Origin of the sequence: Anaerosporobacter faecicola (assembly GCF_012070565.1) — a bacterium.
Taxonomy (GTDB): Bacteria; Bacillota; Clostridia; order Lachnospirales; family Lachnospiraceae; genus Anaerosporobacter; species Anaerosporobacter faecicola.
In genome coordinates, this window is record NZ_JAAQRO010000013.1 from 1 (window position 1) to 26,262 (window position 26,262).

The window sequence follows — 26,262 nt, forward strand, 5'->3', positions numbered from 1 at the left end:
AGCAGTTCTTTTTCGTGCTGTCAAGGGTGGCGGCAAGCTACCACAACCTATAATATCTGCAATTTTCAAGGTTCATCTGAGCCTTTTTTCTTTGCTCATTTTTTTCATAAATCATTTGACACTATCCCATTCTGTTTTTCCTCTGTCGTATCATACATTGTGAGAATATCTTCGTATAATAAGAGCACCAGGTGCACCACCATACATTATGCCTTCAATCTGTAATACCAACAAAAGAAAACCTTATCCATAACATAATAACAATAATTGTTGTTTTTGTAAACTGTTTCTTCTTTTGGTTGTTTATTTAAGTAGCTAATTAGGCGGTCAAAAGCCCAATTAACTTAATCAATGATGGTATTTACAAACGATCTTCCATCTTCTTTGTTGATTCGAATATTGATTTCTAATTCTCTTTCTAAATCCGATATGGTCAGATCATCTAACAAAATATCTTCATCATTCTTAAGCAGTACACTAGGAAGGACAAGGAATTCACCCAAATCTTTTCCTTTTAGCTGTTTGATAATATCCTGACCTGTTAATAGCCCTGCAACCGTTATATCTTTTCCAAAATACTCATTTTCAATGGTATAGACCTTTGCTTGTACATTGGGGTATTTCTTCATTACTTCATTTGCTAATTCCGATATAAATGGAGCCGCAAGTTTTCCCGTTGCCATGGAAAGCTTCCTTGTTAAAGTATTCCCTTCTAACTCTCCTAGATATTCATGAACTTCATCGAGTAAGGAACGAACCATTCCAACCCCATTTTCAATTTGTCCATATCCTTCATAATATTCTTCTGAAGGAATTGGTAGTCCTGCCGTTATATACCATTCATCACTGGCAAATACAAAGCGTGTACCATATGCTTCTTTGAGTTTGTCTTGCCAACCATGAATCTGCTCCAAAACTTGAATGGCATCTTCTTTTGTGAATTTCTCCACCTGGGTCAGATCATCCCGGTATTTTGTCAGACCAATCGGAACTACAGATAAACTTCTCATATAAGGTAGATACCCTGATAAATCTCGAATGCTTCGATCCAGTTCTTCTCCATCGTTGTATCCTTTACAAAGAACAATCTGGCTGTTCATCTCAATTCCATTTTCATATAATTTCTTTATCTTATCTAATGCTTCCCCTGCAAAACGGTTGTTAAGCATCTTGCAACGAAGCGCCTTATTCGTTGTATGAACGGATATATTAATCGGAGCTAATTTATATAGAATGATTCGGTCAATATCTTCCTCTGACATGTTTGTCAATGTGATATAGTTTCCTTGTAAAAAAGACAGGCGGGAATCATCATCTTTAAAATAAAGCGTATCACGCATACCTTTTGGCATCTGATCAATGAAACAGAAGATACATTTGTTACGGCAGGAACGATATTGATCCATTAACCCCTGATCAAATTCAATTCCAAGATCTTCTTCATACTCTTTTTCAATCTCTAATTCCCATTCTTCTCCATTACTTTTCAAGATTAATAACGTTAAGAATTCATCGTTCACATAATAATGATAATCAAATACGTCCTTTATCTCATTTCCATTTATACGAAGCAGGGTATCGCCTGGTTCAATCTCTAATTGTTCCGCAATACTTCCTTCTAATACACTTTTTACTACATGTCCCTTTTTTAACATGATTCTTTCCTTTCTAACCATGACACAAACTACTAAAGGTTTTATTTTAAAAGCCTAAATTACTGACATCCCATAGCAAAGCGAAGTTGCTTCCCCAAAGGCAGGAATCAAATCCCAAAGTCAGCTATTATTACTAGTAATGCTGTAAATCAGCATGTGGATTGGGTTCCCCAAACCAGTAACTTATATAATACCAATATATTCTCCAAAAGTAAACTCCCAAATCCCTCCTTCCTTATTGACGAATCCCTTTCTTGGTGATATAAATGATAGAGAATAAGTCACATGTGTTAATTAGGAGGTACCTCATGACAACAAATCCATTCAGCGAACTGATTCCAGTCGCTCCATTGAAGATATATGCTCACCCAAGTTGTGAAAAACTTGGTGCATTGGTTAATGAAGATCTTATAAAAAGTAGAGAACAAGATGTTGCAAAAGAGCAAATACATGCACTCAACCGATTGGGCTATCAATCAACTAGTTATCTTCTTGATGCTGATTGTCCCCGTTTTGGTTCTGGGGAAGCCAAAGCAAAACTAAACGAATCCGTTCGTGGGAAAGATCTGTTTATCCTTGCAGATGTTACCAACCATAGCGGTCAGTATAAGATTGGAGAAGAAGTAACGGCAACTTCACCCGATTCCATCTTTCAAGATATTAAACGAATCATTGCTGCTTGTAATGGAAAACCATATCGTACAACAGTAATCTTACCTTATCTATATGAAAATCGTCAAAATCGTCGCAATGTTCTAGAATCTCTCGATTGTGCTACTGCCCTTCAGGAACTTTATCAAATGGGTGTTGAGAACATCATTACTTTTGACTCTCATGATCCAACTGTTCAAAATGCAATTCCAATACAGGGCTTTGATAACTTCTCTACTGCATTCCAATTTATCCGTAAAATTGCTGCAACTGAAAAAGATATGCAATTTGATGAAGATCACCTTATGATCGTTAGTCCCGATGATGGTGGTATGAGCCGTGCCGTGTATTATGCCAATGTTCTCGGTGTAAATATGGGAATGTTCTACAAGAAACGCAATTATGAAACCAAAGTTGATGACAATGGCAAGAATCCAATTATTGGTTATGAATTCCTTGGTAACAGTGTTGCTGATAAAGATGTCCTCATTGTAGATGATATGATTGCCTCTGGTACAAGCATTTTAGAAATCGCATATGAATTAAAAAAACGCCATGCCAGACGTATCTATATTGCTGCTACTTTCGGTCTATTCTCTGATGGATATGAACGTTTTGATAAAGCTTACCAAGATGGTGTAGTAGATCGAATCTATACGACGAATCTTGTGTACTCTCCAGAAACGTTATTGCAAAAACCATATTATGTGAATGTTGATTTAAGCAAATACATTAGCTTGATTATCAATACACTCAATCATGATACTTCCGTAAATGATATTCTAGTTCCAACGTTAAGAATTCAGGAATTGTTATCCTCTCTTCGTTAAGCAAAGCTAATTGCAGACTACCTTATAGCCTATGTTCAACGTGCAACTCTTTTCCCCTTTTGGTAAGGAATTTGTACGTTGAACATGGCTTTTTTATATACTAGGGTTTGGGTGTCAAAGCCCTTATCTGAAATACATCTATATACTTCTATGCCAAACTTAAGAAAGCTGCTAGATTTCCGCGTTTTCCTTTTGATGCTCTATGAGAGAATAGTAATTCACTGTTACAGCAAGTGCAGATCTCTGATATGGTAATCTTCTCTGCTAGTATCCCCGCTTCCAAACAATTCGCTTTATTCGCTAACCAAAGGTCCAGTTGGTATTTTCCATTTTCTTTTTTCTCCAAAATCTGTTCTGCAAGTTCTTTATTGTACGCTTTTTGAAAGGCTACGGCAACATCCTCACTCACTTCATAACAGTCCCTACAAATAGATGGTCCAATTACTGCCAGTACATCCTCTGGCTTCGTACCAAAGTTTTCCGCCATTGCTTCCATCGTCCGACCTGCCATCTTATGAACGGTTCCCTTCCAACCAGAATGGGATAACCCAATGGCTTTATGGACAGGATCAACAAAATAAAGTGGTACGCAGTCCGCATAATAAGTCACTAATGGTAGGGAAACAATGTTGGTAATCAACCCATCTATTCCTACTAACTCTCGAGGAAATTGATACCCTTTCCCACGGTCTTTTTCCGTTACCACATGAATCTTCGTATCATGTACTTGATCAGAAAATACCAGATCATTTGGATCCATCTCTATGGCTTTGCAGATTCTTCGGTAGTTTTCTCGAACATATTCTTCCTCATCTCCCCTCGTAAAACTTAGGTTCATCGACGATAAATGCTCTTTACTCACACCACCTAACCGCGTACTAAATCCATGTTTAATATAAGGGATCTCCTCCAAAACAGGAAATGTAATGTATCCCACTTCTCCATCATATTGTAAACGCCCTGCTTTTTGTCCATTCCCATTATAAACTTGATTACTAACCTGATTCTGCTTTTTATAAATTACATGTTCTATCATTCTTATCCTCATTTCTATTTCATAACCGACGCTCATTCACTCTTTGATTAAGTAACCGTCAGACAAATGCTCTTATTTCTTCAATACTATGGTTTGGTCCACTTTTTCCCTAGTATCTACATAATACGTGTTGATCTTAATTCGCTCTTTGCTTACATCTAGCAACGTATAATTGCTTCTATTTTGTTGCACAGACACCGCTGTATAGATGGGAAGTGTCTGACACGGTTCATAATACTTACTTCCTGTGGAAGAATTGGCAGCAAGGAACAAGATGCCCTCTTCACTATGATATGCTACCGTATCCTCGCAGACTTTTTGAAATGCCTGGATTTGTTTTTTCATTACCTGCTGCCGTAGGGTTCTCTTTTGGTTACTTGTATTCACTAGCTTTTTCAGAATCTGCTTGGAAATGGTTATCCCATATTTCATAGAAATTAACGTTGGAATCGATGTATCCCTAGGAAGGAAATTCCCTGTCGTTACGCTATCTTGCTCCACATTTTGTGCTTCCATTGGTAAATACGCTCTTGCATAGCAATGATCATGTCCCGCAAGTACAAGGTCAACGTGATATTTTCGTAAAACAGGGATAAAACTAGCACGTAGTTGCACCATCTCCTCCTGTATGCTATGTTTTCCTGCACCAAACAAATCGTGATGCATAACCACGATACGCCATGTTACTTTTGGATTGTTCTCACACGCCCAGGCTAAGAAACGATCATGTTCTTCAGATTCCATACAATTAGAATTCAGCATGAGATACATGACGTCCCCATAAATAAAATAATAATCCCCTCCAGCATCGGTTTCTCCGTAACCTGTATCTGCATTAGGATTATTAAAATGGTATTGATAATTTTTACTTTGACTATCATGATTCCCAATGGAGGTTGCCACTGGAAGGTTTCGCATAAGGGACGGATATAGAAATCCCGCATACTCCACCTCATTTTCTGCAAAAAGATCCTGCAAGGTTTCTTTCTGATTTCTTGTGTGTACCTGGTCGCCAGCCGTTACTACAAATGCCAGATTGGTTGTATTCTTCTGTATTACCTCTAAGGTTTCATTCCAATGATAGCTATCTGCACAAACCGCCTGCTTTTGCTCGTTAGTCGGTTGCAACTCTACAGAAGCTCCAATCTGTGGATCACCAGCAAATGCTACCTGATACTGTTCTGTTGTGGCTACATATACCTCATATAATTCTGTCCAATTCCCTTCTATGGTATATTGATAATAATATGTCTTACCAATTGTAAGGTTCTCAACCTCAACATGATGATACTGATACCCTGGTGTCGCATTCTTCGTTATCACTGATTGCTTTCTGCTCTGTTTTCCCGTCTTTTCTTCTCCAATACGGAATTGTGTTTTCGATTCACCATTCTTTGAGTACCAGGAGAAACGCAATGTTCCAGGTTCTCCACCAGGGGAAACCGCCATTTGTATTGGAATTGGTTCAATCTGCTTCCACTGCTGCTGCCATTTGCCATAAGAATTGGTCTCAAGACTGGCAAAGTCCGTTTTCCCTCCTACGATTAATAGAAGTAGGAGAAAAACATACACAAGTCTTCTCTTTTTCATATACACTCCTTCTTATTGTTCGAATGCATTTTGAATTAGAGACACTTCCTTTCCTTGTATCGCCACCACATCAAACCGGCATTTGACGTCCTCTCCATATCCATTCTGATACAGATAATATCTCGCTGTCTTTAGCAATGCCTTCCTCTTTCTCTCCGATACAGCTTCCAAAGCCAAACCAAGCTTTTCGTCTTTTCGATACTTTACTTCCACAAATACAAGGTAATCCGCATCTCTTGCAATAATATCAATTTCCCCATTTCTACTGAAATAATTCATTGTAAGAATCTGATATCCTTTCTCCTGCAAGAATGCTGCAGCTGCCTGTTCTTTCTGTGAACCGATTACCCGCTTATTGTATTCCCCCATATATCTTCTATTGATCCTCCCCAAACATTCTTCTATGAACTAAAGTTTTTTATGTGATTCCGCCACTTTTCCTTTGATTCGATCCATGCTGTCTACAAAGACTAAGATTTCCGCAACTACATTATATAATTCTGGAGGGATATATTCTCCAATATCAAGCTGTGATAATGTATTCGCCAATTTACTATCTTTGTGCACAGGAACTTCTTCCTCTTTTGCAATGTCAAGAATCTTCTCTGCCAAATATCCCTGTCCACTGGCAACAACTTTAGGTGCCTTCTCATCAGGGGAATAGGACAATGCCACTGCTGTTTTCTTCTTATTGTTTTCCATACTTCTCCTCCTGTTCCTTCCGTGCAATCTACGCCCGCACGTCAAAAGAAAAACGTTTGCCTACTGTCTCTGTGTTCTTCTCTTCGAATAATTCCTGCACCATTCCTTTCTTCTCTTCTTTCTTCTGTGCCAAAGCAGAAAAGAAATAGCCCTCTTCTCGTAATCGCTCCTCTAATTCCGGTATATGATCACGAATGATCTCATAGGCTTCCTGATCGGAAAGTGAAAAGGTTGCATTCATCTGGTAATCCTGGGTACGAAGCATAATATCTAGATCCCCCAAATATTCCATATCCAGATGTAACAAAATGCTCATATTCTTTGAAGAGTTCCCTGAACTTTGTTTATTGCAATAGACATATAAATCACTATGTTTCAGTTGTCCCTTTAATTTTAAAGGAATCTGTGAATACAAAAGATCAAATGCATTCTGATTATTCGCCGCTTTTGCCATACTCTGGTTTAACTGTTGTGCCGTTGCCAGATTCGTGGAGGCTTGCTGTAATGCTTGCTGCAATGTTCCAGTCAAATCAGGTCTCTGATCTACCATGTTCTGTAAGTTTTGTAGTTGTTGTTCCATTTGTGTTCCAACTGCTTTTATGTTTTCTCCATTGACCTGCTCGGGAGTGATCCCCCATTGATTTGTTAGTTCTTTATTTACTGCTTGTGAAAACAAATCATGTTTCATGAAACTTTCAATTAATTTGGACGATTTTCCCTGTTCCATCTGTTCTCGTACCGCTTCTAATATTGTCTTTCCATCTAGCTGTTGGATACTATCCATATGCTGTTTTTGAATCATGGAAAGCAGTTCTTTCCATGTCATCCCTTCTTTAGAAGCCGTACCATCTGCACGCTCAGGTGAACCATGTAGAATTGTATCCAAAAGTTGTTTTGCTGCCTGTATGTCTCCATGTTCATAAACATCTGCTATTGCAATAGGAAGTTCCTTCATCACTGCATTGAGGTTTGTCGTTAAGTCCTCTTTTTCTGATAAAAAAGAATTCCACAGTTGCACATTATCATTGGTCAACGGTAATTTATTCTTCATCATATCCACCAGTTGGGATAGTGGGAGATCTGGAAAACGAAGGGATGCCGAAAGTAACATCGTTATGGTTTGTTTATCCACTCCCATTCCATTGGATAATAACGTATTCACAATATCAATGTTCTTATCCGTAGCTGCTAAACCTGCCGCTTCAAGTGCTTTATAGATGGTTCCATCAACAGGATTTCCATTTTGTTCAAGAAAGGGTGCAATGGTAACCTGCTTTCCCGTATTCTCTCGTACAACAAAGTTTAATGTCTCTCCAATACATATATTCACCATATCTTGAAATTTTGCGTGAACATATTGCTGGTCAATCTGTATTGTTACTTGATTATTCCGTATATCCGTTACAGTTCCTTTAAAAATCTGTCCCTGAGACAATTGCACAAGGGAAGCATTGCCTTGGTTGCTTCCATAAGTCGTATCTGCTGCCCCATGTAGAGATTGTAAGGACATCGAATTCGTTGTCGTTTTATTACCACTAACAGAATAGGATTGTGATGATAGATTCATACTCGTTCTCCCTTCTGGTCAATCTTCCTTTACTACGTTTTTACTCTTCTTCTACAAAATTTTTTATAAATGTATGCCGATGTATTGGAGTTGGACCTATCTTCTGTAACATGTCAATATGTTCCTTCGATCCATACCCTTTGTTATGTGCGAATCCATATCCTGGGTAGATTTTATCATATTCCACCATCAATCGATCTCTTGTTACTTTTGCTACAATACTTGCAGCGGCAATGGATGCACTTTTGGCATCTCCCTTGATGATTGGTACTTGTTTCACTGCCACACCAGGTATGGTAACCGCATCATTTAATAAAAGATCCGGTTTCACCTGTAGTTTACTTATTGCAACACGCATTGCCTCATAAGTTGCCTGTAAGATATTAATCTCATCAATTACGCTTGGTGGCACAACTCCTACGCCCACTGCAACTGCTTTTTCCATAATCACATCATACAATTCTTCTCTCTTTTTTTCACTTACTTGTTTGGAATCATTGAGATATAGAATTTCCTCGTTCGTTGGTAGGATAACTGCACAAGCAACAACAGGTCCTGACAAAGGACCACGTCCCACTTCATCAATACCGCAGATTGCATGGTACTCTTTTCCATACTCTCTCTCAAATCGACGCATTTCATAGCTGCGTTCTCTTTCCTTTTGTAACTTTTCTTTTTCTTTATCATATTTTGCAATGAGCTTCACGACACCGCTTCGGTTATCTGCCCTATATTGTTCCAATATTGCATCTATGTTAGTGATATCGGCTGATTCCAACTCCAGCTTAATATCTGCAATTTTCTTTTCCATTTTCTTTCGCTCCTTAATTGATTCCCTATGTCATAGATCTCTAGTCTACAAACTCTTACATTTTCTCCCGTATCTTTAAGTTACAATGCAAACATCTATTTCTTCATAAAAACCTAACTTGATTAATTTGCAAACAATAACCAAACTTCTTCTTCATTGTAGCATACTCTTTCCCATCTTTCCATAAGAACCATTGTCCAAGAAAAAAAGCTCTACCAGTTTGAAAGTGTGTACATATCCACACACTTTCTATAACCGATTGAGCTATTGTTCTACACATACATCCTACTTCTCATCTTTACCAGGAAATTCCAATGTGATTTTTCCTATTCTTCCATTTCTAAAATCGTCCATTAAGATACTGGCTGCTTTATCCAAATCTGGTAAATCACCTTTTTGTTTACAACCACGTTTTGCTGCAATATTCGTCAAGGTTAATAAAGGATCTTCCTCCTCTGTAATTTCATACTTTTGCGCTAATATGCCCGTATAATTCTTCTGTAAGAATTTGATCAATTCATAGGACAAATCTGTTATATTCAAGATTTCTTCCTTAATCGATCCAATAAATGCCAATCGAAGTCCAACTAACTGGTCTTCAAATTTGGGCCATAAAATACCTGGTGTATCTAACAATTCTACATTCTTGTTTAACTTAATCCATTGTTTTCCCTTCGTTACACCTGGCTTATTCCCTGTTTTCGCACAAGCTTTTCCTGCAAAACTATTGATAAATGTTGATTTTCCTACGTTAGGAATACCCACAACCATGGCACGAACGGGACGATTTAAGATTCCTCTCTTACGGTCTCGTTCAATTTTTTCTTTACAAGCCTGTTGAATCACTTCATGTACATTCTTAACACCGGAACCATTTTTTGAATTCACAAGTGCTACAAAGTATCCTTTTTCTTCAAACCATGCTTTCCAGGCGTTGGTTTGTTGTTGGCTTGCCAAATCATATTTATTTAACAGAATGATTCTTGATTTATTCTGCGCTAATTGATCAATATCTGGATTCTTACTACTTAATGGAATTCTTGCATCCACCAACTCAATCACAACATCAATTAGTTTTATATCCTCCTGCATCATACGTTTTGCTTTTGTCATATGACCCGGGTACCATTGAAAATGCATGTCTTTCCCTCTTTCTTTCTATTCTGTGCTTTCTTCCTGTGTCTTCTTTGCTGGATTCAGTTCATTTACAAAATTAAATGGTTTCAGTCTGATCCATGCTTTGCCAATGATATCATCAAATACTACATTTCCGATATTCGCAAATCGGCTATCTTCACTTAAATTTCGATTATCTCCTAGTACAAAATACTCTTTATCCTCTAATGTAATAGGATCTGTAGCCAAACCAGGATTCTTGATTGCCTCTACTGCTGCCTTCTCTTTGATTGGTTCATCATTAATGTAGACAATTCCGTCCTTTATCTGTACGGTCTCTCCTGGTAAACCGATGATTCTCTTAATATTATAATAGCTATGCTCTTTTCCACTTTGTTTGAATACAATGACATCAAATCGTTTTGGTTTTGAAAAACGATATGCTAATTTATTAATTATGATCTTATCGCCTTCCTGTAATGTTGTTTCCATGGCTTCTCCAACAACCGTGGTTTTCTCTACTGCATACTTTACAAGGAAGTACGCCAACAGGATAACAGCAACAATCTCTACAACCCATATGATAATTTCTTTTATGATCTTCTTTCTTTTCTTTCTTGTCTCATCCGAATCAAAATCATATCTCATCTCAATTTCAACCTCATCTCTATAACAACCGAATCTTCTTTGACTTAACTAGGTGACTATAATACTCCCGATCCGTTCGGACGACAGTGCTAATTGGAACTCGCCACAAGTGGCGTATTTTACAAATCACTTCGTTATCGTCCTTAAGAAAAAGGGACAACATACATGATGTACTTGTCCCTTCTTTTCGCTTCAATTATTTAACTAATTCTTTAACCTTAGCAGCTTTACCAACTCTTGAACGTAAGTAGTTAAGTTTTGCTCTTCTTACTTTACCATGTCTGATAACTTCGATCTTCTCTACGATTGGAGAATGTAATGGCCAAGTTTTTTCAACGCCGATTCCGTTAGAAGCTTTTCTTACTGTGAAAGTTTCTCTTGCTCCACCGTTTTGTCTCTTTAATACTGTACCTTCAAAAACCTGAGTTCTTTCACGGTTACCTTCTTTTACTTTCGCGTATACTTTAACAGTATCACCTACTGCAAATTCAGGTACTTCTGCTTTTAACTGAGCAGCTTCAATATTTTTAATAATTTCGTTCATTTGTGTGACCTCCTTCAATATTTAGATGTTCTTAATACACTCCGTAGCAGAGGAACACCTTTTTCATCTCACAACGATTTATTCTATCATAGAATTTATTATGATGCAAGGTATATTTTTAATTATTGCGAATAATGGAACAAATTCTGTTACTCTTTCCGCCCAACCGGTAACAGATGGCCTTCTCATTAATGTGCTAGGATTTCCATTCCATCTTCGGTAACTAAGATCATATATTCCCACTGTGCAGATGGCTTTCCATCTTCTGTATAGATCGTCCAACCATCTTCTTCATCTTGCACAACATCGGCTTTTCCCATGTTCACCATAGGTTCTACCGTAAAGATCATACCAGGAACTAATAGCATATCGGTTCCTCTTTGTCCAATGTGGCTAACCCATGGTTCTTCGTGGAATTCCAAACCAACCCCATGACCACCAATTTCACGAACTACTGTATAGCCATTTGCTTTGGCATGTTGGTTAATCACATACCCTACATCACCAAGAAAACTCCATGGTTTGATCTCTTTCATTGCAAGATCCACACATTCTTTTGTTACTTGTACTAACTTTCTCTTTTCTTCACTTACTTCTCCAATACAATACATTCGAGAAGAATCGCCAAAATAACCATTCACTATAGTAGATACATCGATATTAACAATATCTCCGCTCATTAGCTTACGTTCCTTGCATGGAATCCCATGGCAAACAACTTCATTAATGGATACACATACGCTTTTGGGATATCCTTCAAAGTTAAGTGGTGCTGGAATTCCACCCAATTCTTTGGTAAATTGGTTTACGAGATCATTGATTTCCTCTGTAGAGATTCCTTCTTTAATATATGGTTCTAACTTATCCAGAATCAATGTATTCACTTCGCCTGCTTTACGAACACCTTCAATCTGTTCTGGTGTTTTGATCATATCTCTTGAAGGCACTATTGCACCTTCTTCTTCGAAAGCAGTAATCTTTTCATCAAAAGCCAAATGACAACTCTTATATTTTTTATTGCTTCCACACCAACATAAATCATTTCTACCTAATTTCATTCTCATTCTTCTTTCTGTAATATATTGATTAGAGCGTCAAATACTACGTATGAAGCTCTTACTAATTTATAAGCCAAATCAAATCTCTTTCTACTGATATCTCTTTCAATTTGAATCTCATTCCACTCTTATCTTTTTCTGTGTATATTCAGTTAATCTTTTATCAAACCAGTTAACATCATAGTTGCTATGGTATCGTAAATCTGATTCCATACTTCTTTTTCTATTGTTATACCTACGTGATTTTCTTCCCTATTATATACAATGTAAACTTGTAGTTTCTTTTGTAGCATTCCCTGTATTCCCTGGCAATATAATAGAAGATATTCCATAGGGATGTCGTCACGAATCTGCCCTTCACAAAGCGCATGTTCTAACATCGGCTGTAAAGTTTGCTGGTAAAATGCCTCACACAACCGTTTCAAAGACGAAACGACGGATTCCTCATGTTCTCCTTTTGTTGAGAATAAGAAGCTAAGTTCCATCGGATACTGTTCCAAAAGATTCCACAGAATCCTTCTCATTTCTTTTACTACTACTTGCAGATCTGCTTTCTGTGTCTCAAGTAACTGTAATTCCGACCGTAAAGCTGTCTTGATCATGGAGTATGCATACCCTGCCAAATAGAGATAGAATTCTTCTTTGTCTTCAAAATATTGATACATGCTTCCTTTCGAAACATTGGCTTGTTTTGCAATCATTCCCACATTACCAATTTCATATCCCTTTTTTGCAAACTCCGCCAAAGCTGCATACACGATATTCCTCTGTTTTGCCGGTGGCAGATTAAAAAATGTTTGTCTTGGCATTCGATTCTCCCATTCTTCCTTGTGTATGTCATTTTACTGTAATTATTACAGACCACAATTTAAATTTTAATTCCTATCCGTATAAAAGTCAATTCTATGTGTGAAATAATCTATTTTGCTTTTCCGTTCTATTTATGTTACCATAGTTCATCATACAAATATGAATGGAGGTTATTCAAATGTTACGTTTACGACCATATAAATCTTCTGATGCTCCCTATCTTCTGCAATGGTTTCATGATGAAGAATCCTTTACCAAATGGTGTGCGAACAAGTTTACATACCCTTTAACTACAGAACAACTTGCTTCCTTTAAAGTAACCATTGATGATGATCCAGGTGCTTGGAGTTTTGTTGCTCTTAATGAAGCAGGAATTCCTGTTGGTCATCTTCATATGCGTAATGCGGATTATACCAACCAAAGCATCCATTTTGGTTTTATTGTAGTAGATGATCGTTACAGAGGGAAAGGTTATGGAAAAGAAATGCTCCAATTGGCCATTACTTATGCCACAACTATTCTTAAGATGAAGAAAATTACATTAGGTGTCTTTGGCAATAATCCTGCTGCTCATGCCTGCTACAAAAAGGTTGGTTTTGTAGACGAACAATTTCATCCTGCCTTCTTTACATACCAAGCAGAAAAATGGGATCTCTATGATATGGTTTATCTCTGTAATTAAGATCTTGTACCAATCAGCCACTGATTAGCAAAATTAAAGAGTGCTTGCATCTTTACGCAGTGTATGATTAAAAAATAGCTCTAATGTCAGTGTTGGTGCCCCGTATCTCACACCCCAACACTTGACATAGAGCCAAAAAAAGAACGGGATCTTTTCTAATTCTGGTAATTCCTTATCCCTTCACATTCCGTATAAGGGTGGAATTCAGTTAGGCAAGTTCCAGTTCTTTTTGTATCTAATGACGAATTATCGATTAATTATCAATTTTTTTGGAACATGCAATAGCTAATGCTCCATATCCAATATGGCATGCAATACTCAAGGAAAGTGGATCCATATGAACCTCATACGCAGGAAATTCTTTTTCAAGTTCTTCTTTCCACAGTAAAGCTTCCTCTAAATTCCCAGCATATGCTGCCTCTAGATGAATTGTCTGTTTTTCCTCTGTACAACCAAAACGTTCCTGCATATCTTTTCTCATCGCTTCAATCATTACTTTTTTGGCTTGTTTTTTTCCTCTTGATTTCGAATATGCATCAAGTTTTTCCCCTTGTATCTGCAAAACAGGTTTTAGGTTTAATACAGCTCCAATCGCTGCAGCTGCTGGCGTAATTCTACCACCTTTTTTCAAATACTTTAAGGTATCCAGTGTAATATAGATGCTCGATTCAAACTTAACAGACTCCAAATATTCTCGAATCTCAACAGCACTTTTACCTGCTTTTACTAGCTCCATTGCATCAAGTACGGATTGTCTCTGTGTAACCGATATTCTCTGATTATCCACGACCTGAACCTTGCCGTCATAATCCGATGCTAACATCTTTGCCGTTTCACAGGAACTACTTAATCCACTAGACATAGGAATATGCACTATTTCATCATAATCCTTTAATAACGAATCCCATAGATCAATCACATCTCCAGGAGCTGGTTGTGAAGTTGAAATTGCAGCACCCTCATCTAATTTGCTATAGAATTGTTCTTGTGAAAGATTCACATCTTCAAAATAAAGCACTTCGTCTATATAGAAAGGCATTGGCAATACAGCGATCCCCAACTCTTTGCTTTCTTCCTGTGTTATACCACTATTACTGTCTGTTACGACTGCTACTTTCCTCATTCTACACCATCCTATTTTTCTTCTTCTCATATTTTGCTATCACTTTCTTCATCGTAAGCAAATTACAAGTATTCAATCTATTATTTTACATACTTTCACTCGATTACCGATGAAACTTAACTAGCAAACGTTGAACAATAAAAATACTCATAACTGTAATGGTATATGATTCTCCTCAATTATGCAAGCAAAAGTTACATAAAACCAAATTATTCTTTCACTCTATATACTTTACAATCAGTTGAGCGATCAAAAAAACCATATTCGATGAGTGCTCTACGTAATGTTGGGTAATCATCATACATTCTTTTTAATACTTTGTTTACCTCTGCCTCCGAATAATCTCGACCACGTACAAAATTCTTCATGATTTCTCCAAGAATAATTATCTTCTTCTTCTCTTTTGACGGATACTGCTTTATTGCACCCTCCTCCGTCATATAGGTCTTAATGGTTTTCTCCCTCTCTTGATCCGTAATCGTATACCGATCATCTACCATTGTGGCATTGGAATGAATCTCTTCGATCACACCACAATCGGTCTCATTAATCGAGCGGCTTGTCTTTTCCTCTAAGGAACGCATCAATGCCAAAAATATCTTCGCTTGTTTTTCTTTTTCTCTTAACTTAAACCGATGATTTCGTACCGTTGATTGAGCAATACCCACTTCAGCTGCAATTTCCTTGTCCCCTTTTCCAGAAGACATTAATTTCAAAATCTGCTGCTGTACCTCCGATAAACCTGTTACATTTGAATGCAGATTCAATAGATAATCCACGGACTCACCATGATCTTTTTCCCGATGATGCTTGACAGCACCATATGCATCAAATAATGTTTGATCCAATTCATAGATTCGCCCTTTTTTAAAGGATTTGCCACAAAAGATACAGGTAAATCCTTCCTTCACTTCTTGAAAACCATCTACCAGCTCTTCAATGGTCGCTTTCCACATCACTTCTCGATTCTGTTCCATCTCATTCCCTCTTATTCTTAGTATCGGTCTTTCTTCTATTTCTTACTCTTAGGATTTATTTTTCTTACTCTTAATTTGCACAAATATACCCATACGTTTCTAAATAAATATATTTGTTTGCTTATTCCAAACATAATAATAGGAATTTGTCGGTCAAACTTTTATCTATACTTCGCTTCATGTGCCAGCAGATATTCTTTTATTGGAATTCCTGCTCCAAATCCTATCATTTGCTTATTCGCACCAATGACACGATGACATGGGACAATGATCATGATTGGATTTTTATTATTCGCACCTCCAACTGCTCGCATCGCTCCAGGCTGTCCTATCTGCATGGCTATGTCTTTATAGCTACAGGTTTCTCCATATGGAATCGTCCGAAGTGCTTCCCATACCTTTTGTTGAAATGGCGTTCCTTTTAATGCAATTGGTAATGAAAACTTTTTTCTCAGCCCCTGAAAGTATTCCGTCAACTGTTTTTTTGTCTCACGTAACAACAACGTTTCTTCTACATTCACACGGAAATGTTGTTTTGTAAGATTTAGTCCAACAATGTGCTCTTCTTCCTCCTCCAACAGGATTCTTCCAATTGGACTTTCATAATATGCCCTCTTCTTCCCCATACGATTTGCTCCCCTCTTGTATCACTACATACTTTCTTTTAATTTCTGTACAACTTCCTCTACCACTTCTACCGCCTCTAGGTTTTGGTCTGATAATTCATACGTAGCCTTCGACTGTTCCTCCACTGTTATACACGCTGCAGAGATTGATTCTACACATTCCATAACATTGGCATTACCTGACTGTAATTTTTTCATATTCTGTGATTGCAACTTCATTGATCCCACGACTTGATCCATGCTTTCTTTTATTCGATAAAATACACTCTGGGTATCGAAGATCAATTCATTCTGTTCATGATTGCTTGTCGTAACCTCACCAATGGAATTTTCCACATTTTTTGCTTCTTGTTCCAATTCTTCTATGATGGTAGCAATCTGCTCTGTTGCTGTTTTCGTTTGATCAGCTAAATGTGTAATCTCTGATGCAACAACTGCAAATCCTTTTCCTGCTTCTCCAGCTCTTGCTGCTTCAATGGATGCATTCAAAGCAAGTAGGTTTGTCTGATTTGCAACCCCTTTAATGATATTGACGATATTTATCACTTCACTCGTCTTTTCATTCAGTTTTTCCATTTCTCCAAGTACGGTATCATTGTAAGTGCCTACAACTTTGGCACTTTCACTTAGCCGTTCCATATTCACAAGTCCTTTATCCACATGGTTCTGCGCTTCATCCGCTGCATGATCGATCTGTTCAGACAAGGATGCTACCCCTTCAATTGTTCCTTGCATGATAGCTGTTACATCTCTTTGCATTTTCACAGAAGAAGCCATTTCATTTGTTTTATCTACTACATCTTTCATTGCAATATCCGTATCTTTTGCACATGACTTCACTTGAGTTACAACATCAATTAATTTATCCGTATTATTGGCAATTGCATTACTTGTCGTCGTCATACTATCCAACATTTCTTTTTGCTTACTTTCGTTTTCCTGTATGATCGCTAGCTTGCGATCTGCAGTTGAGATTGCTTGCTTTGTTGCGAAATATGCAAATACCATAGTTAGTAAGATGGATGCAACCTGTATCTCATAATTCGTAATTTCACTCGCTTGTGTTTGTTTCTTAATTACAATTTTATACAAGACTTCCAACAGATTTGCGCTGATACAAATTGCAGAGTATGCACGAATCACAGTATAACTATTACTTACCATTAATAGTCCAAACATCGGGAATGCGTATGTAAATACTAAATCTGTATCACCTGTAAATAATACAAACATATACATAACACCATATCCAACTGCAGTAATCAATGGAACCATTTTGCTTGTTTCATCTTTTTTATAAATACAGAAACACACAGACATTGGTATAATTGTAATTGCTAAAAAAATCAAATAATACACGATTGATCGATTATCTTTTACCAATTCCACTGCATATGCAGCCATTAATACCACGCAGATTACTGCCCAACCACGGAATAACATACTGTTTGCCTTCTTCATTTCATTCATGTCTAAAAATCCTTTCCATATATGTTTACCCCGTCTATAACTTCCCGTCCATATCTATCATATCTATATTAGACAGAAAATTCAACACTTTTGTATGAAAACTGCGTTTCACCTTAAAACATACATTCCTGTTCACTACAAACAAACTGCAATAAATCCAAAACCGATTACATCTACAGAAAACACGTTTCAACATCACACCCAATACTTGATATTAGACTAAAAACGATGGTCAATGTCATCCGAACTAGATGACATCAACCATCGTTTTACTAAATTTTTTCTGTTTTCTATTCTATACGTTTCACGTCTTCCACGTGTTTTTCTGCCAATCTTCTCTCCTGATCAGTAAGAACCGCTTCCTTCAAAAGATCCGGTCTACGCTTTGCTGTACGAATAACGGATTGTTCTCTACGCCATGCATCAATCTTTCCATGATGTCCCGATAGCAATACTTCTGGAACCTTTTTCCCCATGAATTCTTCTGGTCTTGTATATTGTGGATACTCTAACAGATTATCATGGAATGATTCGATTTCAGCAGATACATCGTTGTTTAATACGCCTGGTACAAGACGTGAAATGGCATCCATCATTACCATAGAAGGAAGTTCTCCTCCCGTTAGTACATAATCACCAATGGATACCTGATCCGTAACAATTTCTTCTAAGACACGTTCATCAATTCCCTCATAATGCCCACATAAGAAAACCAAATCTTCTTCTTTTGCAAACTCCTCTGCCATCCCCTGTGTAAATACATTTCCTTGTGGGGTTAGATAGATTACCCGTAAAGACTTGCCTTCTCCTACCTGTTCTCTGACATGTTGATAGGCTTTGTAAACAGGTCCAGCCTGCATCACCATTCCAGCTCCTCCACCATAGGGATAATCATCCACTTTCATGTGCTTATTCTCGGAGAAATCTCGAATATTGGTTGTCTGCAAGGTGATCAGATTTTTCTCCATGGCACGTCCTAAGATACTGGTGTTCAACCCCTGTTCAATCATCTCTGGGAACAAGGTTAATACATGGTAATTCATCGCTTGTTCCTCCTACTAATCCAATAAACCGTCCATAATATGAACGATAATCTTCTTTTCCTCGATGTTTACGTTTCGTATACATTCTTCGATATTTGGTAAAAGTACTTCTTTTCCTTCTTTTGTCTTAACAACATAGACATCATTCGCACCAGTTTGTAGAACTTCTACCAATGTACCAAATTCATTACCATCTTCTGTATATACGGTACTTTCTATAAGATCATAGATAAAATACTCATCTTTTTCTAATTTAACCGCATTTTCTCTCGTAACAAGAAGATCTTTTCCTTTGTATTTCTCTATATCATTAATGTTGTCGTATCCCTTAAATTTTACGATTACCATATTTTTAAAGAATCGTACACCACTGATTTCCAACTCCAACTTTTCTTTTCCCGTATCCAAGATTACCTTCTTTAAATCCTTAAAGCGATTTGGATCATCTGTTGTTGGGAACACTTTCACTTCTCCACGAATCCCATGGGTAGAACTAATAACGCCTACTCGTAATAAATTGTCCATCTATTTCCTCCTAATGCTTTACCATATTGTAATTGTTCAGAACGAATCCCAAAACACGGTATACATGCTTAACTCCGAACAGTTCCCATATATTTAAAAAGGATGTCCCAAAAGACACCCTCAGAAATCATAGTACTAGTAGTAGTTCCTACATTTATTGAATCTCAACAATTACTTTCTTTTCATCTTTTGATGCAGCTGCTTTTACAACCGTACGGATTGCTTTCGCAATTCGACCTTGTTTACCAATTACTTTACCCATATCGTCTGCTGCAACTTTTAGTTCTACAACAATTGCCTTATCTGTTTCATTCTCCGTAACAACAACTTCTTCTGGATGATCTACTAATGATGTAGCAATTACTTCAACAAGTTCTTTCACTACCCTCACCTCCACGATGCATATACCACAAGAGCCACGAAAAGGGAACTTCTCGTGGCTATGTGTATCCTAGCTTATATAAAGCGAATTATTTAACGATACCAGCTTTTTTAAATAATCTGTTAACAGTTTCAGTTGGTTGAGCACCATTTGATAACCATCTTTGAGCTGCTTCTTCGTTTACGTTGAAAGCACTTGGCTCTTGAGTTGGATCATATGTTCCGATTTCCTCGATGAATCTACCATCTCTTGGAGATCTAGAATCAGAAACAACTACTCTATAGAAAGGAGCTTTCTTTTGTCCCATTCTTTTTAATCTGATCTTTACTGCCATGTTATTTCACCTCCTTAAATATTGAACCCATATTCGACTACTGTCATATATATTCACAGGATAATCCTGTTGGTCCTCACTACAGACCGAAAGGTAATTTGAACTTGCCTTTCTTTCCTTTTCCAGACATCATACCTGACATCTGTTTCATCATCTTCTTGCTTTGTTCATACTGTTTTACAAGACGATTTACTTCACTGATGTCTACCCCAGCACCATTGGCAATTCTCTTCTTTCTAGAAGGATTCAAGATATCCGGGTTCGAACGTTCTTGTTTGGTCATGGAATTAATAATTGCTACTGTTCCATCAAAAACATCATCAGATACTTCTACATCTTTTAACTGAGCAGATGCACCAGGTAACATTCCCAGTAGGCTACCAATACCGCCCATCTTCTTAACCTGTTGAATCTGTTCTAAGAAATCATTGAAATCGAATTCTGCTTTACGCAGTTTCTTTTCCATCTCTTTTGCTTTTTCTTCATCGATATGTTCCTGCGCTTTTTCAATTAAGGTAAGCACATCGCCCATACCAAGAATACGAGAAGCCATTCGGTCTGGATAGAACTGTTCCAAATCGGATAACTTTTCTCCCATACCTACATAAAGAATTGGTCGTCCGGTTACTGCACGAATGGATAACGCAGCACCACCTCTTGTGTCACCATCTAACTTGGTAATGATTACACCATCTACACCAATCTTTTCATTAAATGTCTCTGCAACATTAACTGCATCCTGTCCTGTCATTGCATCTACAACCAGAACTGTCTGTGTTACATCTACATTCTCTTTTATCTCAATTAGCTCGGTCATCATATCTTCATCAATATGAAGTCGACCAGCTGTATCTAGAATAACAACATTATAACCATTCTTGTTTGCATGTTCGATGGCGGCTTTCGCAATATTAACTGGTTTATGTCCATCTCCCATGGAGAAGACCTCAACCCCTTGTTTCTCACCATTGATCTGCAACTGTTTGATTGCTGCAGGACGATAGATATCACAAGCTACCAATAAAGGTTTTCTTCCTTTTTGTTTTAGCTTTCCTGCAATTTTTGCGGTGGTCGTCGTTTTACCAGCACCTTGTAAACCACACATTAAGATTATTGTCAAATCGGAAGCAGGTTTCAATGCTAATTCGGTTGTTTCATCTCCCATTAGCTTAACCATCTCTTCGTTAACAATCTTAATTACCATCTGACCTGGTGTCAGACTGCTCATTACATCTTGCCCAACGGCACGTTCCTGAACAGATTTAATAAAATTCTTTACAACCTTAAAGTTAACATCTGCCTCAAGTAAAGCCATCTTAACTTCTTTCAAAGCAACTTTAACATCTGCTTCTGTTAAGCGTCCTTTACCACGCAAATTCTTAAATACATTCTGCAGTTTTTCGGATAAGCTGTCAAATGCCATGCTTAAACCTCCCAATCTTATTCGCGTTCTAATATCCAATTTGTCCAATTTCATTCTACAAATGAATAGTTATGACTATTATATCATATTCACTTGAAAACGTCATCTACAAATCTTCTAAGATTCGTTCGGATAATTGTTCAATCTCTGCCAAATGTGTCAGTTCCTGTGATTGCATCATCTGTTCCGATAGTTCTTTAATTCGACTAACTTCTTTTTTCGTCCGTTGAAATTTCTCTATTAAATGAAGTTTTTCTTCATAATTAATTAGCTGATTGCTACATCGCTTCACTACATCATGTACGCCTTGTCGGCTGATTCCCTGTTGCTCTGCAATCTCGCTCAGTGATAAATCATTTAGAATATAATCCTCATAAATGCTTTTCTGATTTTCCTTTAGCAGTTCTCCATAAAAATCATAAAGCAAAGACAACTCAACGAGCTTATCGATCTGCTTTATATTATTATTCTTTTCTATCTTTTCACTCATATAAAGCACCACCCTGTAAAGTTTTTTTCTTTACAGTCGATAGTATACCTAATAATCACGAATCTGTCAACCCATTTTTTTATTTTTTTGATGCAAGGGTCAAAAGTCCAATTCAAATTGTGCTTGCACATAAGTGAATTGGACTTCTTGACCCGCCTAACATGAGCAAGGAGCGCTTGGGCGCGGATTGCGAATGTTTAGAATTGTGAGAGTTGCGTAGCAACGTAACAATTCGTGCATCTGCAAGGGTCAAAAGTCCAATTCAAATTGTGCTTGTACATAAGTGAATTGGACTTCTTGACCCGCCTAACAGGAGCAAGAAGCGCTTGGGCGCGGATTGCGAATTAGTCAAGAAGTCATTTCAAGTGTTAACCAGCCATCTTCGAACTTGGCACCTACCACCTCTTTTCCTTTTAACGAGTCTGGTAATAAGAAGCATCTACTCTCATTATTGAATTTCACCTGCAACTCATCCCCTTTTTGATTCAACTCCATTTGCTCCTTATTGGCAAATGGTAAATGCAAACGTAACATTTGTTCTTTTCCGCACTTCTTTACTTCAAAAATCTGATCTACAAAAAATATATCAGCGGGATTAAACGCACCATAAAGAGAATCTGCCACCTGTTTTAATACAGTAAGCGTGTTGAGTTCGTTTTTTAACAATTCCATTCGAAAGATCGGGAGCATTGAAAAACTTTGCTTAATCTCTTCCATACCTTCATCCTGTAGTTCGTTCCATTTACTAAAATATCCATCAAGAGCAGCCTTTGGATAAATCTTATTCACAATGATGGCATCCACATTATAATTATATAGATGCAAACAAGTAAAATTACGTTTTGCTTCTTTAATAACGATTCGCTCAGGAGTTGTAACGATTCGAATACTGGTAATCTTCTTATCCATCATGATTGTCTGCAGTCTGGTTAGTTTATCATCTAACATTTCTATATCATCAAAAACTGACTCTTTTGGCATTGGAATCTTTGTCACTTTCTCCACCATTGGTCCAGCTACTTTCGTCGCTTTTCGTTTCATCGGTAGGATTTTTCGAATGAAATTACCAAATACCTCAGGGAACTTTAGTAACGATAATGTTTCTCCTGTTGGTGCACAATCAACAATTAATACATCATACTTTTGCTCTTCATATAGATCAATTATACGGAACAATGAGAATAATTCTTCTAATCCTGGGAAAACAAGCAGTTCTTCTACTTCAATTCCTCCCTCCGCTTTGGTTGTAAGGAATTGTTTCAAATATTCTTTCATATTACCCCAAGCTTTTTCACCTTCCACAACACTATCGATTTCAAGCCCCCATAGATGATCCTGAATTAATACAGGCTCATTTTCTAGTTTGATACCAAAACTATCCCCTAAACTGTGCGCTTGATCTGTACTCATGATCACTACATTCTTACCACTCGCTGCTAACTTTACTGCTGTTGCCGCTGCTATACTCGTTTTTCCTACTCCGCCTTTACCTGTATATAATAGAATTCGCATTTTGTCAGCCCCCTTACTCATTACTATGTTACAAACCTTTTTGCTTTTCTTTTTATTAGTTGCTTTCATTGTTGTTCTTTTTGCTTCCGTTGTTCTTTTTCCTTCTGTTCCACTAGCAGACTCCTTATCCTTCTCGGCTGTTCTTTTATACTCCATTGAGCTGGTTGTATTATCTGTTTTTTCTGTTTCTTCCATATTTCTCTCTTCTTCTGCCTGTTCATTTCTTACCTTTGCTTCTTTTTGAAATTGTTTAACTTTCCCATAGGTATGAAACGTTTTCTGTGCCATTTCACCCAATAACTCTTTCATCATTGACTTGCTCTCTTCTTCAATGATGTCAAGATGTTCGATCATAGAATCTGGTAACATCGTACAGATTGCTTCTTTTTGCAATTGTCTGATCTGTAACATTTTTATGAATACCTCTTCATTTAGCATATAATTTCCTTCTTTCTACAATTTTTCGATTGTTACCTGTTTTCAACTGTTTTTAACCTGTTTTCAACTTTATTTTCTACTTTCCTATAACTCTACGAAATCATTATTTTCTTTGCTATATTCTCTACTACTCTTTTTCAAACTGTATACAAAGTCTGTTGTCTTCAAATCTTGCATACGTTACTTCTAATCCACGAAGCACATTCGGTAGTGGAATATTTCTCTTATAATTACCGATCTTAAGGATAACATCACTTCCAGACAAATGAACATCCACCTGATCCTTTTCTATATATGGAAGATACAATTTAAGTTGGTAACCATTTTCCGTCTGTTCGTATGTTTCCCCTTCTAGATTGCTTTGTACCTTGAATAGATCCTCACTAGAAGCTAATCCATCTTCACAGATTCGCTTTACAGAATCCAAGCCTAACAGATCGGTATCATACCAAGGAATGGTGTACAATGGAATCTGTCCAAAACTTGTTTGAATCTCATCAATATATCTCCTCTGAATCTGCAACCAATCTGTAAAGAAAGGATTATCAATCTCCGCTGGTAGTACTCGATTGATAAATATTCCATCTACATTATAATTGTAAAGATTCATATACATATAATTCCGCTTTGTTTCTTCGACAATCATCTTCTCAGGTATCGTTACAAGACGTATGGAGGACACCTCTTTGTTTTTCAATAATTCTTGCAATTTGATTAGCTCCATATAAAGTTTCTCTATTTCACTCATAGCTTTGCCATCTGGTAATTGGATTTGAAATAAACGTTTGGATACAGGTGACAACACACGCATTGCAATTTTTTCAACCGGAAAAAATTTGTCCATATACCAGCAAAGCAATTCTGGAAATTTAAGAAGAGCTAACGTTTCACCAGTTGGTGCACAATCAACGATAATTCTTTCATAATCACTCTTTTCATATAATTGCTGAATCTTTAATAAAGAAAACAATTCATCTATTCCAGGAATCATGGTAAAGGAATCTATTTCCTGATCGTCTTTTCCAATTGATTCAATGAACTTTTGAAATGCTTCCATCATAGATTTAAATTCATTCATACAAACATAATCAGGATCAACCTCCAAAGCATATAGTTGATCTGTGATCTTCACTTCTTCGTGACCAATCTTTTTTTCAAACAAATCTCCCAAGTTGTGTGCCATATCAGTACTAACTAATATTGTCTTCTTTCCCTCCATCGCGGAACGAAGTGCATGTGCTGCGGCAACACTTGTTTTTCCTACGCCGCCTTTACCTGTAAATATAAGAATCCTCTTCATTACTCTCATCCTTTCTAATACTGAAATATATTTTATACTTCTGAACTTTTGTCGTTATGATCACTGTTAGGAACCCCTCTTAAAACACATCTGTTTCTGTTCACCTATCCCATTTTTATTTCTTTTAATGAATAGTTCTTATCTCGAAGTATTTAAGTTTGAATGTGGCATTATTCCATTGATTGTTTTATCGATCAATGACAATAATGCCAATTTGTTAATTCTTTTCTTCTCCTATATTTCCATATGAAGATACTTTTTACTTATATACATATTGCAAATTTCTTGTTATTCTATGGTAATCTTACGAATCTTGGTTTCCTTTTGCTCCACCATCCGTCTATTTCGTTCCTGTTTCAATACATCCATAAGTTTATCGATAAGACGAAAAGTAAATGCCATCTCCTCCGAAGTAAAATTCTCAAAGATCAGATTCCCATAATGCATCAGCTCTTTCATAATGCGACCCACTTGCTGGTTTCCTTCTTCCGTCATAGTGATCGTAACAATTCGCTTATCCTCTTCACTTCTCTGACGAAGAATCAATCCCTTTTTCTCCATTCGAGCAACAATTCCTGTTGCTGTATTCAGAGGAACAGCTATATATTGTGCGATTTGGCTCATATTTACTTCTTGCTTTCTGTATATAAGAAACAATATAAATAGTTCATTCTTCGAACAATTTAAAATCTCATTGTCCCATAACTCTTTTGTAAACAGGAATTTGACTTGATCTAAATAATCGAAAAACATCTCTTCTAAAGAAATACCTTCTACATTTGTCATAGAATTAATGATATGATTCCCCTTAAGTAGACAAGGTAAATAACCAAATCTACTTAGGGGGAAATTTTTATGTCCAAATATACGACAGAAATAAGGCTAGCAGCATGCAAAGAATATTTTGATGGAAAGTTAT

General features: G+C 37.0%; 27 protein-coding genes. 2 read left to right on the forward strand and 25 right to left on the reverse strand.

The features are described 5' to 3' along the window. Positions 1-344 precede the first annotated feature (344 nt). On the reverse strand, positions 345-1,655 hold the full coding sequence (locus HBB17_RS08005; protein WP_167956980.1) for a DUF512 domain-containing protein: 1,311 nt from the start codon (positions 1,653-1,655) through the stop codon (positions 345-347). A gap of 308 nt (positions 1,656-1,963) precedes the next feature. Here HBB17_RS08005 and HBB17_RS08010 point away from each other — a divergent pair, with 308 nt between their 5' ends. Next, positions 1,964-3,136, forward strand: coding sequence for a ribose-phosphate pyrophosphokinase (locus tag HBB17_RS08010; protein WP_167956981.1), 1,173 nt, complete (start codon positions 1,964-1,966; stop codon positions 3,134-3,136). Between the two features lie 148 nt (positions 3,137-3,284). Here HBB17_RS08010 and pgeF read toward each other — a convergent pair whose 3' ends face one another. The 11 genes from pgeF to HBB17_RS08065 form a co-directional block, all read right to left on the reverse strand. Beyond that, positions 3,285-4,172: a peptidoglycan editing factor PgeF gene (pgeF, locus tag HBB17_RS08015; protein WP_167956982.1), complete on the reverse strand. Its 888-nt coding sequence runs from the start codon at positions 4,170-4,172 to the stop codon at positions 3,285-3,287. A gap of 72 nt (positions 4,173-4,244) precedes the next feature. Then, positions 4,245-5,762: a purple acid phosphatase family protein gene (locus HBB17_RS08020; protein WP_167956983.1), complete on the reverse strand. Its 1,518-nt coding sequence runs from the start codon at positions 5,760-5,762 to the stop codon at positions 4,245-4,247. Between the two features lie 12 nt (positions 5,763-5,774). After that, positions 5,775-6,131 carry a YraN family protein gene (locus tag HBB17_RS08025; protein WP_167956984.1) on the reverse strand — a complete coding sequence of 119 codons (357 nt, stop codon included), beginning with the start codon at positions 6,129-6,131 and terminating at the stop codon, positions 5,775-5,777. 39 nt (positions 6,132-6,170) lie between these two features. Beyond that, positions 6,171-6,464, reverse strand: coding sequence for an EscU/YscU/HrcU family type III secretion system export apparatus switch protein (locus HBB17_RS08030; protein ID WP_167956985.1), 294 nt, complete (start codon positions 6,462-6,464; stop codon positions 6,171-6,173). A gap of 28 nt (positions 6,465-6,492) precedes the next feature. Further along, on the reverse strand, positions 6,493-8,031 hold the full coding sequence (locus HBB17_RS08035) for a flagellar hook-length control protein FliK (RefSeq protein WP_167956986.1): 1,539 nt from the start codon (positions 8,029-8,031) through the stop codon (positions 6,493-6,495). A gap of 40 nt (positions 8,032-8,071) precedes the next feature. Beyond that, positions 8,072-8,842, reverse strand: a complete 771-nt coding sequence (locus tag HBB17_RS08040) for a ribonuclease HII (protein ID WP_167956987.1) — start codon at positions 8,840-8,842, stop codon at positions 8,072-8,074. A gap of 285 nt (positions 8,843-9,127) precedes the next feature. Then, positions 9,128-9,982, reverse strand: a complete 855-nt coding sequence (ylqF, locus tag HBB17_RS08045) for a ribosome biogenesis GTPase YlqF (protein WP_167956988.1) — start codon at positions 9,980-9,982, stop codon at positions 9,128-9,130. 18 nt (positions 9,983-10,000) lie between these two features. Continuing rightward, entirely contained in the window at positions 10,001-10,606 is a 606-nt protein-coding gene (lepB, locus tag HBB17_RS08050; RefSeq protein ID WP_167956989.1) for a signal peptidase I, read from the reverse strand. 196 nt (positions 10,607-10,802) lie between these two features. After that, on the reverse strand, positions 10,803-11,150 hold the full coding sequence (gene rplS, locus HBB17_RS08055) for a 50S ribosomal protein L19 (RefSeq protein ID WP_167956990.1): 348 nt from the start codon (positions 11,148-11,150) through the stop codon (positions 10,803-10,805). Between the two features lie 188 nt (positions 11,151-11,338). Continuing rightward, a complete protein-coding gene (locus tag HBB17_RS08060; protein WP_167956991.1) occupies positions 11,339-12,214 on the reverse strand; it encodes a methionyl aminopeptidase in 876 nt (291 codons plus the stop codon). Between the two features lie 146 nt (positions 12,215-12,360). Next, the gene (locus HBB17_RS08065) at positions 12,361-13,017 is read right to left on the reverse strand and encodes a TetR/AcrR family transcriptional regulator (RefSeq protein ID WP_167956992.1); all 657 of its coding nucleotides are present in this window, start codon (positions 13,015-13,017) and stop codon (positions 12,361-12,363) included. Between the two features lie 179 nt (positions 13,018-13,196). Between HBB17_RS08065 and HBB17_RS08070 the strand changes: the two genes are divergently transcribed. Further along, a complete protein-coding gene (locus tag HBB17_RS08070; protein WP_167956993.1) occupies positions 13,197-13,700 on the forward strand; it encodes a GNAT family N-acetyltransferase in 504 nt (167 codons plus the stop codon). 253 nt (positions 13,701-13,953) lie between these two features. Here HBB17_RS08070 and HBB17_RS08075 read toward each other — a convergent pair whose 3' ends face one another. From HBB17_RS08075 to HBB17_RS08135, 13 genes are all read right to left on the reverse strand, one after another. Next, positions 13,954-14,823, reverse strand: a complete 870-nt coding sequence (locus HBB17_RS08075) for a DegV family protein (protein WP_167956994.1) — start codon at positions 14,821-14,823, stop codon at positions 13,954-13,956. A gap of 209 nt (positions 14,824-15,032) precedes the next feature. After that, complete coding sequence (locus HBB17_RS08080) at positions 15,033-15,800, reverse strand: DUF2087 domain-containing protein (RefSeq protein WP_167956995.1); 768 nt, start codon at positions 15,798-15,800, stop codon at positions 15,033-15,035. A 161-nt stretch (positions 15,801-15,961) separates the two neighbouring features. Continuing rightward, positions 15,962-16,426: a methylated-DNA--[protein]-cysteine S-methyltransferase gene (locus HBB17_RS08085; protein ID WP_167956996.1), complete on the reverse strand. Its 465-nt coding sequence runs from the start codon at positions 16,424-16,426 to the stop codon at positions 15,962-15,964. A 24-nt stretch (positions 16,427-16,450) separates the two neighbouring features. Beyond that, a complete protein-coding gene (locus tag HBB17_RS08090) occupies positions 16,451-17,896 on the reverse strand; it encodes a methyl-accepting chemotaxis protein (protein ID WP_167956997.1) in 1,446 nt (481 codons plus the stop codon). A gap of 290 nt (positions 17,897-18,186) precedes the next feature. Then, positions 18,187-18,939 carry a tRNA (guanosine(37)-N1)-methyltransferase TrmD gene (gene trmD / locus HBB17_RS08095; protein ID WP_167956998.1) on the reverse strand — a complete coding sequence of 251 codons (753 nt, stop codon included), beginning with the start codon at positions 18,937-18,939 and terminating at the stop codon, positions 18,187-18,189. Between the two features lie 15 nt (positions 18,940-18,954). Beyond that, positions 18,955-19,464, reverse strand: coding sequence for a ribosome maturation factor RimM (gene rimM / locus HBB17_RS08100; protein ID WP_167956999.1), 510 nt, complete (start codon positions 19,462-19,464; stop codon positions 18,955-18,957). 154 nt (positions 19,465-19,618) lie between these two features. After that, the gene (locus HBB17_RS08105) at positions 19,619-19,846 is read right to left on the reverse strand and encodes a KH domain-containing protein (protein WP_167957000.1); all 228 of its coding nucleotides are present in this window, start codon (positions 19,844-19,846) and stop codon (positions 19,619-19,621) included. Positions 19,847-19,934: 88 nt separating this feature from the next. Further along, positions 19,935-20,180: a 30S ribosomal protein S16 gene (gene rpsP, locus HBB17_RS08110; protein WP_167957001.1), complete on the reverse strand. Its 246-nt coding sequence runs from the start codon at positions 20,178-20,180 to the stop codon at positions 19,935-19,937. Positions 20,181-20,259: 79 nt separating this feature from the next. Next, the gene (gene ffh, locus HBB17_RS08115; RefSeq protein WP_167957002.1) at positions 20,260-21,603 is read right to left on the reverse strand and encodes a signal recognition particle protein; all 1,344 of its coding nucleotides are present in this window, start codon (positions 21,601-21,603) and stop codon (positions 20,260-20,262) included. A gap of 106 nt (positions 21,604-21,709) precedes the next feature. Next, positions 21,710-22,054, reverse strand: a complete 345-nt coding sequence (gene ylxM, locus HBB17_RS08120; protein ID WP_334297181.1) for a YlxM family DNA-binding protein — start codon at positions 22,052-22,054, stop codon at positions 21,710-21,712. Positions 22,055-22,441: 387 nt separating this feature from the next. Continuing rightward, positions 22,442-24,043: an ArsA family ATPase gene (locus HBB17_RS08125; protein ID WP_330588187.1), complete on the reverse strand. Its 1,602-nt coding sequence runs from the start codon at positions 24,041-24,043 to the stop codon at positions 22,442-22,444. Between the two features lie 127 nt (positions 24,044-24,170). Further along, positions 24,171-25,343, reverse strand: a complete 1,173-nt coding sequence (locus HBB17_RS08130) for an ArsA family ATPase (protein WP_167957004.1) — start codon at positions 25,341-25,343, stop codon at positions 24,171-24,173. 288 nt (positions 25,344-25,631) lie between these two features. Beyond that, positions 25,632-26,129 carry a MarR family winged helix-turn-helix transcriptional regulator gene (locus HBB17_RS08135; protein WP_167957005.1) on the reverse strand — a complete coding sequence of 166 codons (498 nt, stop codon included), beginning with the start codon at positions 26,127-26,129 and terminating at the stop codon, positions 25,632-25,634. Positions 26,130-26,262 lie beyond the last annotated feature (133 nt).

Excerpts from the sequence above, each read along its gene's own strand:
- HBB17_RS08005 (WP_167956980.1), bottom strand. The coding sequence starts at position 1,655 with ATGTTAAAAAAGGGACATGTAGTAAAAAGTGTATTAGAAGGAAGTATT.
- HBB17_RS08010 (WP_167956981.1), top strand. The coding sequence starts at position 1,964 with ATGACAACAAATCCATTCAGCGAACTGATTCCAGTCGCTCCATTGAAG.
- pgeF (WP_167956982.1), bottom strand. The coding sequence starts at position 4,172 with ATGATAGAACATGTAATTTATAAAAAGCAGAATCAGGTTAGTAATCAA.
- HBB17_RS08020 (WP_167956983.1), bottom strand. The coding sequence starts at position 5,762 with ATGAAAAAGAGAAGACTTGTGTATGTTTTTCTCCTACTTCTATTAATC.
- HBB17_RS08025 (WP_167956984.1), bottom strand. The coding sequence starts at position 6,131 with ATGGGGGAATACAATAAGCGGGTAATCGGTTCACAGAAAGAACAGGCA.
- HBB17_RS08030 (WP_167956985.1), bottom strand. The coding sequence starts at position 6,464 with ATGGAAAACAATAAGAAGAAAACAGCAGTGGCATTGTCCTATTCCCCT.
- HBB17_RS08035 (WP_167956986.1), bottom strand. The coding sequence starts at position 8,031 with ATGAATCTATCATCACAATCCTATTCTGTTAGTGGTAATAAAACGACA.
- HBB17_RS08040 (WP_167956987.1), bottom strand. The coding sequence starts at position 8,842 with ATGGAAAAGAAAATTGCAGATATTAAGCTGGAGTTGGAATCAGCCGAT.
- ylqF (WP_167956988.1), bottom strand. The coding sequence starts at position 9,982 with ATGCATTTTCAATGGTACCCGGGTCATATGACAAAAGCAAAACGTATG.
- lepB (WP_167956989.1), bottom strand. The coding sequence starts at position 10,606 with ATGAGATATGATTTTGATTCGGATGAGACAAGAAAGAAAAGAAAGAAG.
- rplS (WP_167956990.1), bottom strand. The coding sequence starts at position 11,150 with ATGAACGAAATTATTAAAAATATTGAAGCTGCTCAGTTAAAAGCAGAA.
- HBB17_RS08060 (WP_167956991.1), bottom strand. The coding sequence starts at position 12,214 with ATGAGAATGAAATTAGGTAGAAATGATTTATGTTGGTGTGGAAGCAAT.
- HBB17_RS08065 (WP_167956992.1), bottom strand. The coding sequence starts at position 13,017 with ATGCCAAGACAAACATTTTTTAATCTGCCACCGGCAAAACAGAGGAAT.
- HBB17_RS08070 (WP_167956993.1), top strand. The coding sequence starts at position 13,197 with ATGTTACGTTTACGACCATATAAATCTTCTGATGCTCCCTATCTTCTG.
- HBB17_RS08075 (WP_167956994.1), bottom strand. The coding sequence starts at position 14,823 with ATGAGGAAAGTAGCAGTCGTAACAGACAGTAATAGTGGTATAACACAG.
- HBB17_RS08080 (WP_167956995.1), bottom strand. The coding sequence starts at position 15,800 with ATGGAACAGAATCGAGAAGTGATGTGGAAAGCGACCATTGAAGAGCTG.
- HBB17_RS08085 (WP_167956996.1), bottom strand. The coding sequence starts at position 16,426 with ATGGGGAAGAAGAGGGCATATTATGAAAGTCCAATTGGAAGAATCCTG.
- HBB17_RS08090 (WP_167956997.1), bottom strand. The coding sequence starts at position 17,896 with ATGAATGAAATGAAGAAGGCAAACAGTATGTTATTCCGTGGTTGGGCA.
- trmD (WP_167956998.1), bottom strand. The coding sequence starts at position 18,939 with ATGAATTACCATGTATTAACCTTGTTCCCAGAGATGATTGAACAGGGG.
- rimM (WP_167956999.1), bottom strand. The coding sequence starts at position 19,464 with ATGGACAATTTATTACGAGTAGGCGTTATTAGTTCTACCCATGGGATT.
- rpsP (WP_167957001.1), bottom strand. The coding sequence starts at position 20,180 with ATGGCAGTAAAGATCAGATTAAAAAGAATGGGACAAAAGAAAGCTCCT.
- ffh (WP_167957002.1), bottom strand. The coding sequence starts at position 21,603 with ATGGCATTTGACAGCTTATCCGAAAAACTGCAGAATGTATTTAAGAAT.
- HBB17_RS08125 (WP_330588187.1), bottom strand. The coding sequence starts at position 24,043 with ATGCTAAATGAAGAGGTATTCATAAAAATGTTACAGATCAGACAATTG.
- HBB17_RS08130 (WP_167957004.1), bottom strand. The coding sequence starts at position 25,343 with ATGAAGAGGATTCTTATATTTACAGGTAAAGGCGGCGTAGGAAAAACA.
- HBB17_RS08135 (WP_167957005.1), bottom strand. The coding sequence starts at position 26,129 with ATGACAAATGTAGAAGGTATTTCTTTAGAAGAGATGTTTTTCGATTAT.